Below are 14,695 nucleotides of genomic sequence, written 5' to 3'. Positions count from 1 at the left end.
TCAGCTGCTGTAATCGGGCAGCTGCTGGACAGCCCATTTATTGCCGTCCGGATCGGCGAAGTAGGTGAACCGCCCCCAGGCGAGGTCCTCGACCGGCGCGGCGTCCACACCGGCGGCGATCAACTGCTGGTAGGCGTCGTCGGCGCTGGCGACCACGATCTGCATGCCTCGGACGCTGCCGGGTTCCGCGTCGGTGATGCCCTCACCGAGACAGATCGAGCATCCGGAACCGGGCGGGGTCAGTTGAACGAAGCGCAGGTTCTCGTTCACCCGGTGATCGTGGTCGGCGTTGAAGCCGATCTTGGTGTAGAAGTCCTTGGCGCGGTCGACATCGGTCACCGGAATGGCGACGAGTTCGATTTTCCAATCCATCCGGCGAGCATTCCATCGTGCACCGACAAAGTCCCGGATTCCGGCCTACCCTGGGCACATGCCTGGAAAGGACATCGACCGGATCAGGGCTCGTTCGGCCTGGGCGACGGTCAAGGAAAGCCCGGTGATCACCGCGATAGCGGTCGCGCCGTTCGCGCTCGCGCTCGGCGTGGTGTGGTGGTTGTTCGGGGGACTCGCCGCGTTCGCGCTGCTGCTCGTGCTCGGCGCGGTCGTCGTGGTCGGCGGCAGATTACTGCGCTGACCGCGCGTTTGGATCGCGTGCGGTCAGCGCGGGACGTGGAATTGCACCAGCTCTCCGGTACCCGGATCGACGTCCGCCCAGTCGCGGTCGAAGCGCAGTACCGCGAGCGCCGAAGTCGGAAACTTCCGGCTGAGTTCGACCGCGGGGACGCTGTCGCGATTGCTCGCCAGCTCCCAAGCCGTCCACGGCATGCCCGGCGCGTGGCCGACCACCAGCAGTGTCGCCACGTCGTCGGCGCTGAGGCGGACCAGCTCGATCAGCGTTTCCGGCGTGGCCTCGTAGATCCCCGGTTCGAAGACCACCGGCGCGGTGATGCCGGTCGCGGACAGCGTCTGCCTGGTGCGGGTGGCCGTGGAGCAGTGCACGGCATCGATCGGCGGCTGGGTCGCGCGCAGCCACTCACCCGCGAGTCCGGCCTCGCGCCTGCCTCGCGGCGCCAGCGGTCGCTCGTGGTCGTCGACGCCGTCCGGATAGGCCGATTTGCCGTGCCGCATGAGGATCAGAGTCCGCGCCATGGAGATACGGTAAGCCCTCCGGGCGAGAGGTCCCGACCACACTCGAGGCAAACTGAAAGCGGCATCACATCACGTGCTCCCGCGGGCGACCCTCGCGGCGGACGTGACGGACGCCGCTCATCTGTCCACCACAACCCCTGGGTGGCCACAGCCCACGTACTTCTTCGAGGATCAGCACAATATGGCCTACGTAATCACGCAGCGTTGTTGCAACGACGCCAGCTGCGTCTCCGAGTGCCCGGTCGACTGCATCCGTCCCACTCCGGACCAGCCGGAGTTCGCGACGACCGAGATGCTCTACATCGATCCCGACACCTGTATCGACTGCGGCGCCTGTGTCGACGCGTGCCCGGTGGAGGCCATCTTCTCCGAGGACGACCTGACCGCTTCGCTCGCGCGATTCCGCGACATCAATGCCGCCTATTTCCAACGGCATCCGCTGGAATCCAACTTCGATCCGATCGTCACGCCCTCGCGTCCGCCGAAGGAGCTGGGCACCCTGCGCGTCGCGATCGTCGGCGCCGGGCCCGCGGCGTGCTACGCGGCGGACGAACTGTTGCGCAGGGCCGACGTGGAAATCGAGATGTTCGACCGGCTGCCCACCCCGTGGGGTCTGGTGCGTGCGGGCGTCGCGCCCGACCATCCGGGCACCAAGACGGTCTCGGGCATGTTCGAGTCCGCGTTCCGCCGCGAGACCCTGCAGTATTACCTGAATGTCGAAGTGGGCACGCACATCTCGCACGAGGAACTGCTGCGCCACCACCACGCCGTGATCTACGCGGTCGGCGCCTCGAGCGATCGCAAGATGGGCGTCCCGGGCGAGGACCTGCCGGGCAGCCACTCCGCCACCGAGTTCGTCGCCTGGTACAACGGCCATCCCGACTACGCCGACCGGACCTTCGATCTGTCCGGTGAGCGCGCGGTGATCGTCGGCAACGGCAACGTCGCCTTGGACGTGGCGCGCGTGCTGACCGTCGATCCGGACGAACTCGCCAAGACCGACATCGCCGATCACGCGCTGGATGCCCTGCGGCAGAGCAATATCCGTGAGGTCGTCGTGCTCGGCAGGCGCGGCCCGCTCCAGGCGGCCTACACCTCGCCGGAGTTCCTCGCGCTCGCGCATCTGAAGGGCGTCGACGTCGTCGTGGAGGAGGCCGACCTGGAACTCGACCACGCCAGCCAGGCGCTCGTGGACGACCCGCAGGTGGAGCCGTCGCTGGCCTTGAAGTACACCCTGGCCAAGGAGTACGCGGGCGGTCGCAGGGCCGAGGGCAACAAGCGGATCGTCTTCCGCTATCTGACCTCGCCCACCGCGCTGACCGGCACCGATCGGGTGGAGTCCATCGAGGTCGTGCACAACGAGTTGTTCGACGACGACGGTCAGCTCGTGGCGCGCCCGACCGACCGCACCGAGAGCATCGAGACTTCGTTGGTGCTGCGCTCGATCGGCTACCGCGGCGAGCGGATCGGCGAGCTGCCGTTCGACGAGCGGCGCGGCGTCGTGCCGAACGAGCACGGCCGGGTCGTCGGCGACGACGGGACGCTGCTGAGCGGCGTGTACGTCAGCGGGTGGATCAAGCGGGGACCACGCGGCGTCATCGGTTCCAACCGCACCGACTCCGAGGAGACGGTGGAGCTGCTGCTCGCCGACTTCACCGCGGGCAAACTCGCAGCGCCGCAGGCCGACCGCGCCGCGCTGAAGGCGCTGCTCGCCGAGCGCCAGGCCGACTTGGTGGACCGGGCGGGCTGGCGAGCGATCGACCAGGCGGAAAAGTCCGCGGGCAAGTCCGCCGGCCGCCCGCGAGTCAAGTTCACCACCCGCGAAGACCTGCTCAAAGCCGCCCGCGGCTGACGACCCAGGACGCCGGTCGGCTCAACCCGCGACCCGACCGGCTCCGATCCCCAGGTCCCGACGTGGCCCAAGCATCGGCTGGAATAGACGAGGACGCCGACCAGGTGGATCTTCTGCGAGAACCGGCCTACTGATTTCGCAGGTACATGGGTAGCTCGTCGGGTACGCCCAAAACCCGAGCGGCACCCCCGCAAGACCTGAACGCAACTGCCGAGCCCCTGACCAGTACGGCCTGAAGACGCGGAGAGGCGGAGCAGCCTACTGATTTCGTAAGTACACGGGTAACTCACCGGGTACGCCCAAAACTCGAGCGGCACTCGACGCAGGACCTGAACGCAAATTCCGCGCCACCCGACTGGTACGGCCTAAATGCCCGGTTAGGCGGGAATGGGCATGATGCGGACCACGGTCGTGGTGGTCCCGCCGACCACGAACCACAGCCGCAACACCGGCTGGCCGGTCCGATCCCCGGGTTCGTACCGGCTGCGCACGCTCACGTGCTGGCGTGCCAGCACCGGCGCCACGTATTCGATCACCGCGCGGTGCGGACCCGCGAGCAGTTTGGGATATTCGACCAGGAACTGTTCCACCGCTTGCCAGTAACAGGCATTGTTGACGTGGTTGTACTGGTCGATATCGGTGGCCCGCACCGGGAACGGTAAGTCGGTGTCCGACTCCGGCGGTGTGGCGTCGGTCAGGTAGGGCCGCCACCGCAGGCGGTGTTCGGTGGACGTGCGGGCGAGGTAGGCGAGGCCCTCGTCGCTGATCCGCGCGGGCATGCCGGTGGACTCGCTGATATTGATCCAGAAGCCCTCGGTCTCGATCAATCCGCCGTTGCCGCTGGTGATCCGCACACGCATATTGGTCCACCGGGTGGACATCGCCGAGCACCACCGCAGCAGCTGCACGTCGTCCGGCCACAGGATCGGCCGGATGACGTCGATGACGGTGCGCCGGACGATCCAGTTCGGGTCCGACCGGTGGAAGAACGTGCTGTGCAGGTTTTCCCAGGCGATATCTTGCAGGTAGCGGGCGACGGCGTCGAACCGCAACCGGTCGTAGGGATCCACATCGCCAGCCCGGATGGGCCACGCCGAAGCAAAGCCCATGCCCTCCTCGGGAAGCGGGGCGAGTGGCTGATCGAGTGACACTTGTGCTCCTCGCGCTGCACGGTGTGCCGCGTTTTCTTCGTGCGGTGCTGTTGTGACGACTTTACGGGGCGTACGTCACACCCTCGCGTCGAGCCGTCCGTACCTCCTTAATAGTCCGTCTGCGGGGATCTGGGCCAGCAAAAACGGGGTCTTGCGCGCGCGAGAGAATCCGACGCACGGTCGCGGCGGCTCGGCGGGCGTGAAGCATGGCCGTGCGCGGGGTCAGTACCCCTGGTACGCGCCGCCCGAGTTCACGGCAGCGACACCCGGGACGTTGCCGAGCGAACCATAGCGGTCGATCGAGTACCGCACGCCGGCGATGATGTTGTCGACCGGGTTCCAGACGTCGTCGTGGCCCGGCGCCTTGTACGCGTTGAACGTGCTGTCGATGGTCTGCATCAGACCCTTCGACGGATGCCCGGCCACCCAGTTGCTGTCCCAGCGGTTCTCCGCGTATGGATTGCCCGCGGATTCGTGCTCGATGATCAGCGCGATGGCCCGCTCATCGATCTGCGCTGGGTCGTATCCCATCGCGATGAGCTTCTGCTTCGCCTCGGCGATCCACTGCGCGACGTCACCGGTCGGCATGGGCCCCGACGGCGCGGACGAACTCGTACCACCGTGATACGGCGTGCTCGACGAGGTGCCGTGCGGCGACCCGGAGTTGTGGTGCCCCGACGTCAGCTGGCTCGATTGGTGCGACGACGGTGCGGCGACGGGGGTCCCCGATGCGGCGGCCGGTGCGGTGGCGGCGGGCGTGGTGGGGGCCGCGGGCACGTTCGCGCTGGGCTCGCCGAGCCCGGCGAACGCCGCCTCCAGTTTCCCGGCCGCGCTCTCGACCTGCGTCTTCGCTTGGTTCGCCACGTCATCGGCGGTCTTCAGGGCGTTGGTCAGCTCCCACGTCCGCGAGGCCGCCTGTAGTGCTTCCTGGAAGACGAGCCCTTCGACGTCGGCTTTGTCCGCGTGCGAGCGCAGATAGTCGATGCGCGTCTTGGCGTCCACGGTGCCGTTGGGCGCGACGTCGAACGGCGGCGTCTGGTTCAGCGCGTCGTCGCGCAGGCTCAATACCTTGGCTTTCGCTTCGGCGAGGTTCTGCACCTGGGTGGTGAGCGCCGTCTTCAGCTCGAGCAGGGCGGCGCTCACCGCGGAAGCGCGGGTCTTCTCGGTCTGCATCCTGGCGTTCGCGGCGTTGCCGGCGGAACCGGACCACTGCTCGGCGTCGGCGAGTGCTTTCGTGTCGTCCGCGCCCTTGCCGACCGCGGTGTCCAGGCCCTGCGACATCCGTTCGGCGAGCGCGCCCGCCGCCGTGAGCTGCTCCGGCCGCCAGTTCTCGACGTCTGGGATGCTGAGCGTCATGGCACCTGGAGTCCTATGGTGCGAAGTTTCGCCGCGAAGTCGTCCTCGACCAGCTCGTACTTGCCCGCCGCGTTGTGCAGGTTGTCGGCGATCATGCTGAGCCGCGAGCCGATCCGCTCCAGGCAGCGGTGCGCGGCGTCGTTCGCGCGCTGGGCCGCAGGGCCGAACTCGGTGCCTGGCAGCGCCCCGACGACGGCGCCGAGACTCTCGCCGCCGCCGAGGTCGGCGACCGAGGTGGCCTCCGTACGGAGAGTCTGCGCGAACGAGCGCAGCGCCGCCGGATCGACTTGCATCGTCGTCGCAGGTTGCGATTGGTTTTGCTCGACCATGAATCCCCCTTCCCTCCCGACCGCGAGGTCGCGGCCAGCATAGCAAAATCGGGCGTCCGGACGGGCGTCGTCGGACCGCGCCGGTTATGTTGTCGGTGTGGCGCCGGCCGCGGATCAGGCCGGTGCGAGGACAGAGAGGTCGGCACATGCGCGCAGCCCAGGTCAGCAAGCTGGAAGGCCCGGAAGCGATCCGGATCGTGGATATTCCGGAGCCCGCGGCTTTCCCGGGCGGGGTCGTGATCGACGTGCACGCGGCCGGTGTGGCCTTCCCGGACGTGCTGATGACGCGCGGCCTCTACCAGATGAAACCCGAACTGCCGTTCGTCGTGGGCGGCGAGGTCGCGGGCATCGTCCGGGAAGCGCCCGAGGACGCGCACGTGCGACCGGGTGACCGGGTGATCGCGCTGACCATGCTGGGCAACGCGCTGGCCGAGACGGCCGTCGCGCCCGCGCAGATGGTGTTCCGGCTCCCCGACAACGTCTCGCTGGAGGCGGGCGCGGGCATTCTGTTCAACGACCTCACCGTGCACTTCTGCCTGCGTACCCGGGGCAGGCTGGCGGAAGGTGAGACGGTGCTCGTGCACGGCGCCGCGGGCGGCATCGGCACCTCGACGCTGCGCATGGCGGCGGCGCTCGGGGCAGGCAGGGTGATCGCCGTGGTGAGCACCGAGGCGAAGGCCGAGGTCGCGCGCGCCAACGGGGCCACCGACGTGGTGCTGACCGACGGCTGGCTGGCGGCGGTGAAGGAGCTGACCGGCGGCCGCGGCGTCGACATCGTGCTCGATCCGGTCGGCGGCGACCGCTTCACCGACAGCGTTCGGTCGCTCGGCTCGGCGGGCCGGTTGCTGGTAGTCGGCTTCACCGCAGGGGAGATCCCGACCGTCAAGGTCAACCGGCTGCTGCTGAAGAACGTGGAGGTGACCGGCGCGGCGTGGGGCGAGTGGGTGATGTCGCATCCGGGCTATCTGCAGGAGCAGTGGGCCGAGGTGGAACCGCTGCTGGCCTCCGGCAAGATCGCCCCGCCGGAGCCGGTGCTGTACCCGCTGGACAAGGCCGCGGAGGCGGTCGCCTCGCTGGACAACCGGACGGCCACCGGCAAGGTCGTGGTCACCCTGCGCTGAGGCATTCCGGCCGCGTCATGAAGCTGTCCAACCGGGTACTGAACCGGACCCTGCTGGCTCGCCAGCATCTACTCGAGCGCTCGCGTTTGACGGTGCACGAGATGTGCGACCATCTCGTCGGGTTGCAGGCGCAGGATTCGCTGCCGCCGTTCGTCGCATTGTGGAGCCGCGTAGCGGATTTCGATCCGGCGACGGTGTCGGACGCGCTGGAGGACCGGTCGTTGGTCCGGATCACCCTGATGCGCGGCACCATTCACCTGGTCACGCCGCCCGACGCGGTGCGGATCGCGCCGCACATACAGCCGGAACTGGAGAAGGTGCCGTTCCGGAATGGTTTCAACTACGGCGCCATGGTCGGACTGGATCCGGAGGAGGTGCGCGGACACGGCGAAGCCGCGCTCGCCGACGAGCCGATGTCCGCGGCGGACCTGCGCGCCCGCGCCGCCGAGTTGTACCCCGACCGCGACCCGGGCGCGGTGCTGCAGACCTGGCTGTACCAGCTCCCGGTGTTGCAGACCCCGCCGCGCGGCAAGTGGAAGGACAACAGCAGGCCGATCTGGTCGCGGGTCGAGCCTTGGTTGGGTGCGCCGCTGGACCCCTCGTATCCCTTGGCGGAGTTGATCTTCCGCTATCTGCGTGCTTTCGGGCCTGCGAGCACCATGGACATGCAGACCTGGTCGAAGTTGCTCGGGATGAAGCAGGCCGTCGCGGAACTGGGCGACCGGGTGCGCACCTACACCGACGAGCGCGGTCGGACGCTCTACGACATCGCCGACGGTGAACTCGCCGATCCGGACGTTCCCGCCCCGGTGCGGCTGCTCGGCTGGTACGACAACGCCTTGCTGTCGCACCAGGATCGGACCCGCATCGTGCCCGACGGCGCGGCCCCTCCGCTGCGCGCCTTCGCGGCTCAGGTCTCGCCGGTGCTGGTCGACGGCTTTCTCGCGGGCATGTACAAGATCTTCACGAACGCGGGAACCGCCCGGCTCCGCATCAGTCCGACCCGGAACTGGACCGGGGCGGAGCGCGCGGATGTCGAGGCGGAGGCGCATGCTCTGCTCGCCTTCTTGGAGGCGGACAAGCAGGGCAGCGTGGAAATCCTCGACGCGCACGCCGGCCTGCGTCCCTGACCGGGGTCGCTCACTGCTCGCGGGCTGGTCGGTAGGCGGGCGCTTTGATCGTCCCGGTCGGGCTCAACGTGCGCAACAGGGGCAGCGCCCGGCGGGACACCACGGTGGAAAGAACGATGACGCTGTGCGAGCGCACCACCGAGGAGGTCCGGTCGATGCTCAGCAGCACGGCCTGCAACCCCGCGTGCGAGTCGGCCCCGATCCGGCACAGCACGTCGCCGGTGCCGGTCGTGGCGTAGGCCTCCAGCACGCCGGGGATGGCGTCGAGCTCGGAGGCCACCGCGTCCAGCGCACCCTGGGCTATCTCCAGCGTGACGAAGGCCTGCACGTCGAACCCCGCGGCGGTGACATCGATCTGCGGGTCGTAGGAAGCGATCACGCCGGACTCCTCCATGCGCGCGATACGGGACTGCACGGTGGCCCTTGCCACTCTGGTCCGCCGGGACAGTTCGAGAATGCCCGCCTTCTGGTACTCGTGCATCGCGGACAGGATGGCGAGATCGAGTTCGTCGAGCTTCGCCGATGTGCGCGCCATGCCGGCCTCCGTTCGCCGCACCGGGCTCGCTGCCCGGCCCGCTCATGCTATTCAAATTGTCCAGCATGGCCCGCTACTTCCTAGCCGAATTCGCCACACTGACTACCGGAAATCGGCGCTGTTGCCTAGCCGACGGAACCGGCGATTTCCTTGGAACATGACCATCGAGCACCTGCCGGACACCCGGTCCGGCGCCGTTCCCAGCGACGGCGAGCTGCGCACGCTGGTGGGGCTGGTGGACCACGACAACAGCGGTGACCCGTTCCCGGTCATCGGGTGGGACGCTCTGGTCTGGGCGGTGGGCAACGCCACCCAGACCGCGCACTTCCTGGAATCCGCCTTCGGCATGCGGTTGGAGGCGTACTCCGGTCCGGAGACCGGCAATCGCGACCACAAGGCATTCGTGCTGCGTAGCGGTGCGGCGCGTTTCGTGATCACCGGAGCGGTGCACCCGGACAGTCCGCTGGCCGCCCATCACAATCGACACGGCGACGGCGTGGTGGACATCGCGCTCGAAGTGCCCGACGTCGACCGCTGTGTGGCGTGGGCGCGCACCCACGGCGCCACCGTCCTGGTCGAACCGCACGACGAGACCGACGACTTCGGCACGGTCCGCTCGGCCGCGCTGGCTACCTACGGCGACACCAGGCACACCCTGGTCGACCGTTCCGGCTATTTCGGGCCCTACCTGCCCGGCTATGTCGCCCGCCGCTCCAACTACCAGCGGCGCGACGGAGCGCCCAACCGGTTGTTCCAGGCGATCGATCACGTCGTGGGCAACGTGGAACTCGGGCGGATGGACGAGTGGGTCGAGTTCTATCGGCGCGTCATGGGTTTCACCAACATGGCCGAGTTCGTCGGCGACGACATCGCCACCGAGTACTCGGCGCTGATGAGCAAGGTCGTCGCCAACGGCAACCATCGGGTGAAGTTCCCGCTCAACGAGCCCGCCGTCGGCAAGAAACGCTCCCAGATCGATGAGTACCTGGAGTTCTACCGCGGCCCCGGTGTCCAGCACATCGCGCTCGCCACCGGCGACATCCTCGGTTGCGTGGACGTTTTGCGCCGGGAGGGTGTCGAGTTCCTGGAGACGCCGACGGCCTACTACGAGGATCCCGAATTGCGCGCCCGCATCGGCCGGGTCCGCGTCCCGGTCGAAGAACTCCAGCGGCGCGGCATCCTCGTCGACCGTGACGAGGACGGCTACTTGCTGCAGATCTTCACCAGACCGCTCACCGACCGCCCCACGGTCTTCTTCGAACTCATCGAACGCCACGGCTCCCTCGGTTTCGGCAAGGGGAACTTCAAAGCTCTGTTCGAGGCGATCGAACGCGAACAGCAAGCCCGCGGCAATCTGTAATCGGAGCCCGCGCCGCGACGGCTCGCCCGGCTGTCGCGGGCAGCGCTGCCCGGCCGTGTTCGCCGGACGGTCCGCCCGGAGCGCAATCGGTAGAGTTCTTGCCATGCGGATCAAGTCGGCGGTCGTGACCGCGGCAGCCTTGGTGCTCGCACTGGCGGGTTGCGGTTCGAGCGGAGACTCCGAGGACCCCGGTCCGTCGCGGCCTGCGCCCAAAGTGGTGGCCATGGGTCCGTTCGTCGGGGAGTGCGGGCACGTGACCGACGACGAGGTGCGCGCTCTTGGCGGGCTCGGCCGGATCTCCGGCGTCTTCCGCAATGCCGTCGGCTGCAATTGGCAGTCGGCCGGCATCGGTTCTGCCAGTATCACTTTCGCTTCCTATCGAGGGAGTCCGATCGAGCGTGAGCGGGCGTGGGTGACCGTGAACGGCCGAGCCCCCGATCCGATAAAGGTCGGTGGGCGCGAGGGTTTCGCCGCCTTGGATCCGAGTGGACAGATCTGCGACCTCGCCGTGCAACTCGGTGACGACTTCTTCGAATGGTCGACGAACATCGGAAATTTCAGCACGGGCTCCGGCAACCCGTGCGACCGCAGCCGTGCTCTCGCCGAGCTGACTCTGCAGCGGATGCAGTGAGGGGGAGGGCATGAACGTGCGACGAGTCCTGCGCGGGCGAGGCGCGGTGGCCGCCGCGGCGGTAGCGGTGGCGCTGTCCGTGGGCGGCTGTAGTCAGGTGGTGCCCGGTTCGCCGCAGCCGGTGGGCGGAAGCCAGCCGGTCAACACCAGGCTGGACAAGTTGCTGCGCGAATGCATGATCCTGTCCGAGGAGCAGATCGGCAAGGCCGTCGGCGAGGGCGTCACGGTCAGCGAGTCGTTCTTCGGCGCGGTGTGCATGTGGGATCTGATCGGCGCGCCCGGCGGCAACGGGATGGCCACGCTCAACTGGTACGAGAACGGGACGCTGAGCAACGAGAAGCAGACGAACAACAAGCTCGGCTACGAGACCACCAACATCACCATCCAGAGTTCGCTGGCATTGCAGATACGCAGACCGAAGGACCCTGATTCCTGCGGCGTGACGGCGAGTGCGCCGGACAACGGCGTGATCGGCTGGTGGATCAACTACCGCCCCGGCTCGGCGCATCCCGACCCGTGCGACGCGGCCAAGAAGCTGATGGAAATGACCTTGAACCTGGCCAGGTAGACGATCTTCGAACCCACCCACTTTGACCCTGTGTCCCGGCCACGGGTATCGTGGACCGCTGTGCCCGGAAGCATGCGGGCAAGTTCGTGCGTGACCGTAGGCCAGCGAGAGCGGCCGACGAATCCAGCGTGCCCGGAATAAGGGCTCCGCGCCGCGCGCGACACGCCCGACCTCGGGACGCGAGAAACGTGGCCGGACGTGCGAGTGAAAGCTCGATGACAGCGGCGTGAACGACGGGCCTCGAAGTGGAAGCTTGTCTCCACGAAGGGCCCCGGGAACGCCGCGAACTTAAAACAGACACCAAGTCCACACACCGCGTTAACTAATAAGGAAAGCCGGTCTATGCCAACCATCAACCAGCTGGTCCGCAAGGGTCGCCGCGACAAGGTCGCCAAGACGAAGACCGCGGCCCTGAAGGGGAGCCCGCAGCGTCGTGGCGTGTGCACCCGCGTGTACACCACGACCCCGAAGAAGCCGAACTCCGCGCTGCGCAAGGTCGCGCGTGTTCGCCTGACCAGCTCGGTCGAGGTCACGGCCTACATCCCGGGCGAGGGACACAACCTGCAGGAGCACTCGATGGTGCTCGTGCGCGGCGGTCGTGTGAAGGACCTCCCCGGTGTTCGTTACAAGATCATTCGCGGCTCGCTCGACACCCAGGGTGTGAAGAACCGCAAGCAGGCCCGCAGCCGCTACGGCGCCAAGAAGGAGAAGAGCTGATATGCCACGCAAGGGCCCCGCACCCAAGCGTCCGCTGATCAACGACCCGGTCTACGGTTCGCCGCTGGTCACTCAGCTGGTCAACAAGATCCTGCTGGACGGCAAGAAGTCCACCGCCGAGCGCATCGTCTACGGTGCGCTGGAGCAGGCGCGCGAGAAGACCGGCACCGATCCGGTCGTCACCCTCAAGCGCGCGCTGGACAACGTGAAGCCGTCGCTGGAGGTGAAGCCCCGCCGCGTCGGTGGCGCCACCTACCAGGTGCCGGTCGAGGTCCGTCCGGGCCGCGCCAACACTCTGGCCCTGCGCTGGCTGGTCAACTTCTCGCGTGCGCGCCGGGAGAAGACCATGGTCGAGCGTCTGGCCAACGAACTGCTCGACGCCAGCAACGGCCTCGGCGCCTCGGTCAAGCGCCGTGAGGACACCCACAAGATGGCCGAGTCCAACCGGGCCTTCGCGCACTACCGCTGGTGACGTCTGCCCGGCCCGTCGTCTGGGTCGGGAGGCACAGCCGGAGGCGGCACTCACCGGCCGCTTCCGGCGTTGACATAGAGGCGACCACAGGGTCGTCCCCGATAATCCCAACTAGCTACGAGCGGGGAAGATTTCCGTGGCACAGGACGTGCTCACCGACCTGAACAAGGTCCGCAACATCGGCATCATGGCCCACATCGATGCGGGCAAGACGACCACAACTGAACGCATCCTCTTCTACACCGGCATCACCTACAAGATCGGTGAGGTCCACGACGGCGCTGCCACGATGGACTGGATGGAGCAGGAGCAGGAGCGTGGTATCACCATCACCTCCGCGGCTACCACGTGCTTCTGGAACGACAACCAGATCAACATCATCGACACCCCCGGGCACGTCGACTTCACCGTGGAGGTGGAGCGGTCGCTGCGCGTGCTCGACGGCGCCGTCGCGGTGTTCGACGGCAAGGAAGGCGTCGAGCCGCAGTCCGAGCAGGTGTGGCGTCAGGCGGACAAGTACGACGTGCCGCGGATCTGCTTCGTCAACAAGATGGACAAGCTCGGTGCGGACTTCTACTTCACCGTGCAGACCATCAAGGACCGCCTCGGCGCGAAGCCGCTGGTCATCCAGCTGCCGATCGGCGCGGAGGACACCTTCGAGGGCATCATCGACCTGGTCGAGAACAACGCCAAGGTCTGGCGCGGCGAGACCAAGCTCGGTGAGCAGTACGAGGTCGTCGAGATCCCGGACGAGCTGAAGGAGAAGGCCGAGCAGTACCGCCAGGAACTGCTGGAGACCGTCGCCGAGTCGGACGAGGCGCTGCTGGAGAAGTTCTTCGGCGGCGAAGAGCTGACCATCGAGGAGATCAAGGGCGCCATCCGCAAGCTGACGGTGACCTCCGAGCTCTACCCGGTGCTGTGTGGCTCGGCGTTCAAGAACAAGGGCGTGCAGCCCATGCTCGACGCGGTCATCGACTACCTGCCCTCGCCGCTGGACGTGGAGGCCACCACCGGCCACGTGCCCGGCAAGGAAGAGGAACTGCTCACCCGCAAGCCGAGCGCCGACGAGCCGTTCGCGGCGCTGGCGTTCAAGATCGCGGTGCACCCGTTCTTCGGCAAGCTGACCTACGTCCGCGTGTACTCCGGCAAGGTCGACTCCGGCGCCCAGGTCATCAACTCGACCAAGGGCAAGAAGGAGCGTCTGGGCAAGCTGTTCCAGATGCACTCCAACAAGGAGAACCCGGTCGGCGCGGCCTCGGCCGGTCACATCTACGCGGTCATCGGCCTCAAGGACACCACCACCGGTGACACCCTGTGCGATCCGCAGAACCAGATCGTGCTCGAGTCCATGACCTTCCCGGACCCGGTCATCGAGGTCTCCATCGAGCCGAAGACCAAGTCCGACCAGGAGAAGCTGGGCACCGCGATCCAGCGTCTCTCCGAAGAGGACCCGACCTTCTCGGTCAAGCTCGACCAGGAGACCGGCCAGACCGTCATCGGCGGTATGGGCGAGCTGCACCTCGACATCCTGGTCGACCGCATGAAGCGCGAGTTCAAGGTCGAGGCGAACGTCGGTAAGCCGCAGGTGGCCTACCGCGAGACGATCACCAAGCCGGTCGAGAAGCTCGAGTTCACGCACAAGAAGCAGACCGGTGGTTCCGGCCAGTTCGCGAAGGTGATCATCGCGCTGGCGCCGTTCGTCGGCGAGGACGGCGCGCACTACGAGTTCGAGAACAAGGTCACCGGTGGCCGCGTGCCGAAGGAGTACATCCCTTCGGTGGATGCCGGTGCCCAGGACGCCATGCAGTACGGTGTGCTCGCCGGCTACCCGCTGGTGAACCTGAAGGTCACGCTGCTCGACGGCGCCTACCACGACGTCGACTCGTCGGAAATGGCGTTCAAGATCGCGGGCGCGCAAGCGCTCAAGGAAGCGGCTCGCAAGGCCGGTCCGGTGATCCTCGAGCCGATGATGGCGGTCGAGGTCACGACGCCCGAGGACTACATGGGCGACGTGATCGGCGACCTGAACTCCCGCCGTGGTCAGATCCAGGCCATGGAGGAACGCAGTGGTGCCCGTGTCGTCAAGGCGCTGGTTCCGCTCTCGGAGATGTTCGGTTACATCGGTGACCTGCGGTCGAAGACCCAGGGCCGGGCGAACTACTCCATGGTGTTCGACTCGTACGCGGAGGTTCCGGCCAACGTGTCGAAGGAGATCATCGCCAAGGCGACCGGCGAGTAATGGCTCCCGGGCGTTTGTAAACCCTTTCCCCGTTGTCCGCGGGGATGACCCCCGCACTGCTGCAATTGCACGCACCAACAAGTCC

The 14,695-nt window shown here is 67.2% G+C and carries 16 protein-coding genes; 10 read left to right on the top strand and 6 right to left on the bottom strand.

Annotated elements, in window-relative coordinates:
* A complete protein-coding gene (locus ACFV2O_RS25440; protein WP_355080043.1) occupies window positions 1-372 on the bottom strand; it encodes a glyoxalase superfamily protein in 372 nt (123 codons plus the stop codon).
* Window positions 373-430: 58 nt separating this feature from the next.
* On the opposite strand from ACFV2O_RS25440, the gene ACFV2O_RS25435 reads away from it, so the two are divergent.
* Window positions 431-634: a hypothetical protein gene (locus ACFV2O_RS25435; protein WP_355080041.1), complete on the top strand. Its 204-nt coding sequence runs from the start codon at window positions 431-433 to the stop codon at window positions 632-634.
* A 23-nt stretch (window positions 635-657) separates the two neighbouring features.
* On the opposite strand, the gene ACFV2O_RS25430 is transcribed toward ACFV2O_RS25435, so the two are convergent.
* Window positions 658-1,149, bottom strand: coding sequence for a SixA phosphatase family protein (locus ACFV2O_RS25430; protein WP_379253963.1), 492 nt, complete (start codon window positions 1,147-1,149; stop codon window positions 658-660).
* A 181-nt stretch (window positions 1,150-1,330) separates the two neighbouring features.
* Here ACFV2O_RS25430 and ACFV2O_RS25425 point away from each other — a divergent pair, with 181 nt between their 5' ends.
* On the top strand, window positions 1,331-3,001 hold the full coding sequence (locus ACFV2O_RS25425; RefSeq protein ID WP_379253962.1) for an FAD-dependent oxidoreductase: 1,671 nt from the start codon (window positions 1,331-1,333) through the stop codon (window positions 2,999-3,001).
* Window positions 3,002-3,378: 377 nt separating this feature from the next.
* Here ACFV2O_RS25425 and ACFV2O_RS25420 read toward each other — a convergent pair whose 3' ends face one another.
* The 3 genes from ACFV2O_RS25420 to ACFV2O_RS25410 all read right to left on the bottom strand — a co-directional run bounded on the left by ACFV2O_RS25420 (window position 3,379) and on the right by ACFV2O_RS25410 (window position 5,837).
* Complete coding sequence (locus ACFV2O_RS25420) at window positions 3,379-4,152, bottom strand: acyl-[acyl-carrier-protein] thioesterase (RefSeq protein ID WP_379253961.1); 774 nt, start codon at window positions 4,150-4,152, stop codon at window positions 3,379-3,381.
* Window positions 4,153-4,374: 222 nt separating this feature from the next.
* Window positions 4,375-5,508 (bottom strand): transglycosylase SLT domain-containing protein, encoded by a 1,134-nt coding sequence (locus ACFV2O_RS25415; protein WP_355080033.1) that lies wholly within the window; start codon window positions 5,506-5,508, stop codon window positions 4,375-4,377.
* A complete protein-coding gene (locus ACFV2O_RS25410; RefSeq protein WP_379253960.1) occupies window positions 5,505-5,837 on the bottom strand; it encodes a type VII secretion target in 333 nt (110 codons plus the stop codon). Before ACFV2O_RS25410 ends, ACFV2O_RS25415 begins: the two co-directional genes overlap by 4 nt.
* 146 nt (window positions 5,838-5,983) lie before the next feature.
* Here ACFV2O_RS25410 and ACFV2O_RS25405 point away from each other — a divergent pair, with 146 nt between their 5' ends.
* Window positions 5,984-6,958, top strand: a complete 975-nt coding sequence (locus tag ACFV2O_RS25405) for an NADPH:quinone oxidoreductase family protein (RefSeq protein WP_355080029.1) — start codon at window positions 5,984-5,986, stop codon at window positions 6,956-6,958.
* A gap of 17 nt (window positions 6,959-6,975) precedes the next feature.
* On the top strand, window positions 6,976-8,088 hold the full coding sequence (locus ACFV2O_RS25400; RefSeq protein WP_379253959.1) for a winged helix DNA-binding domain-containing protein: 1,113 nt from the start codon (window positions 6,976-6,978) through the stop codon (window positions 8,086-8,088).
* Between the two features lie 10 nt (window positions 8,089-8,098).
* Here the strand turns inward: ACFV2O_RS25400 and ACFV2O_RS25395 are convergent, their stop codons facing one another.
* Window positions 8,099-8,623: an Lrp/AsnC family transcriptional regulator gene (locus tag ACFV2O_RS25395; protein WP_379253958.1), complete on the bottom strand. Its 525-nt coding sequence runs from the start codon at window positions 8,621-8,623 to the stop codon at window positions 8,099-8,101.
* Between the two features lie 157 nt (window positions 8,624-8,780).
* On the opposite strand from ACFV2O_RS25395, the gene hppD reads away from it, so the two are divergent.
* The 6 genes from hppD (at window position 8,781) to fusA (ending at window position 14,610) form a co-directional block, all read left to right on the top strand.
* A complete protein-coding gene (hppD, locus tag ACFV2O_RS25390; protein WP_355080023.1) occupies window positions 8,781-9,983 on the top strand; it encodes a 4-hydroxyphenylpyruvate dioxygenase in 1,203 nt (400 codons plus the stop codon).
* A gap of 103 nt (window positions 9,984-10,086) precedes the next feature.
* Window positions 10,087-10,614 carry a DUF3558 domain-containing protein gene (locus ACFV2O_RS25385; RefSeq protein WP_364434744.1) on the top strand — a complete coding sequence of 176 codons (528 nt, stop codon included), beginning with the start codon at window positions 10,087-10,089 and terminating at the stop codon, window positions 10,612-10,614.
* A 10-nt stretch (window positions 10,615-10,624) separates the two neighbouring features.
* Complete coding sequence (locus ACFV2O_RS25380; protein WP_355080019.1) at window positions 10,625-11,182, top strand: DUF3558 domain-containing protein; 558 nt, start codon at window positions 10,625-10,627, stop codon at window positions 11,180-11,182.
* A 342-nt stretch (window positions 11,183-11,524) separates the two neighbouring features.
* Window positions 11,525-11,899 (top strand): 30S ribosomal protein S12, encoded by a 375-nt coding sequence (gene rpsL / locus ACFV2O_RS25375; protein ID WP_039801925.1) that lies wholly within the window; start codon window positions 11,525-11,527, stop codon window positions 11,897-11,899.
* Window position 11,900: 1 nt separating this feature from the next.
* The gene (gene rpsG, locus ACFV2O_RS25370; protein ID WP_014353063.1) at window positions 11,901-12,371 is read left to right on the top strand and encodes a 30S ribosomal protein S7; all 471 of its coding nucleotides are present in this window, start codon (window positions 11,901-11,903) and stop codon (window positions 12,369-12,371) included.
* A gap of 136 nt (window positions 12,372-12,507) precedes the next feature.
* Window positions 12,508-14,610, top strand: coding sequence for an elongation factor G (fusA, locus tag ACFV2O_RS25365; protein ID WP_379253957.1), 2,103 nt, complete (start codon window positions 12,508-12,510; stop codon window positions 14,608-14,610).
* Window positions 14,611-14,695 lie beyond the last annotated feature (85 nt).

Source organism: Nocardia sp. NPDC059691, assembly GCF_042733915.1.
Classification (GTDB): Bacteria; Actinomycetota; Actinomycetes; order Mycobacteriales; family Mycobacteriaceae; genus Nocardia; species Nocardia sichangensis.
Note: the sequence above shows the minus strand (reverse complement) of the source record. Positions and strands in the feature narration are given on the sequence as shown.

Excerpts from the sequence above, each read along its gene's own strand:
- ACFV2O_RS25440 (WP_355080043.1), bottom strand. The coding sequence starts at position 372 with ATGGATTGGAAAATCGAACTCGTCGCCATTCCGGTGACCGATGTCGAC.
- ACFV2O_RS25435 (WP_355080041.1), top strand. The coding sequence starts at position 431 with ATGCCTGGAAAGGACATCGACCGGATCAGGGCTCGTTCGGCCTGGGCG.
- ACFV2O_RS25430 (WP_379253963.1), bottom strand. The coding sequence starts at position 1,149 with ATGGCGCGGACTCTGATCCTCATGCGGCACGGCAAATCGGCCTATCCG.
- ACFV2O_RS25425 (WP_379253962.1), top strand. The coding sequence starts at position 1,331 with ATGGCCTACGTAATCACGCAGCGTTGTTGCAACGACGCCAGCTGCGTC.
- ACFV2O_RS25415 (WP_355080033.1), bottom strand. The coding sequence starts at position 5,508 with ATGACGCTCAGCATCCCAGACGTCGAGAACTGGCGGCCGGAGCAGCTC.
- ACFV2O_RS25410 (WP_379253960.1), bottom strand. The coding sequence starts at position 5,837 with ATGGTCGAGCAAAACCAATCGCAACCTGCGACGACGATGCAAGTCGAT.
- ACFV2O_RS25405 (WP_355080029.1), top strand. The coding sequence starts at position 5,984 with ATGCGCGCAGCCCAGGTCAGCAAGCTGGAAGGCCCGGAAGCGATCCGG.
- ACFV2O_RS25400 (WP_379253959.1), top strand. The coding sequence starts at position 6,976 with ATGAAGCTGTCCAACCGGGTACTGAACCGGACCCTGCTGGCTCGCCAG.
- ACFV2O_RS25395 (WP_379253958.1), bottom strand. The coding sequence starts at position 8,623 with ATGGCGCGCACATCGGCGAAGCTCGACGAACTCGATCTCGCCATCCTG.
- hppD (WP_355080023.1), top strand. The coding sequence starts at position 8,781 with ATGACCATCGAGCACCTGCCGGACACCCGGTCCGGCGCCGTTCCCAGC.
- ACFV2O_RS25385 (WP_364434744.1), top strand. The coding sequence starts at position 10,087 with ATGCGGATCAAGTCGGCGGTCGTGACCGCGGCAGCCTTGGTGCTCGCA.
- ACFV2O_RS25380 (WP_355080019.1), top strand. The coding sequence starts at position 10,625 with ATGAACGTGCGACGAGTCCTGCGCGGGCGAGGCGCGGTGGCCGCCGCG.
- rpsL (WP_039801925.1), top strand. The coding sequence starts at position 11,525 with ATGCCAACCATCAACCAGCTGGTCCGCAAGGGTCGCCGCGACAAGGTC.
- rpsG (WP_014353063.1), top strand. The coding sequence starts at position 11,901 with ATGCCACGCAAGGGCCCCGCACCCAAGCGTCCGCTGATCAACGACCCG.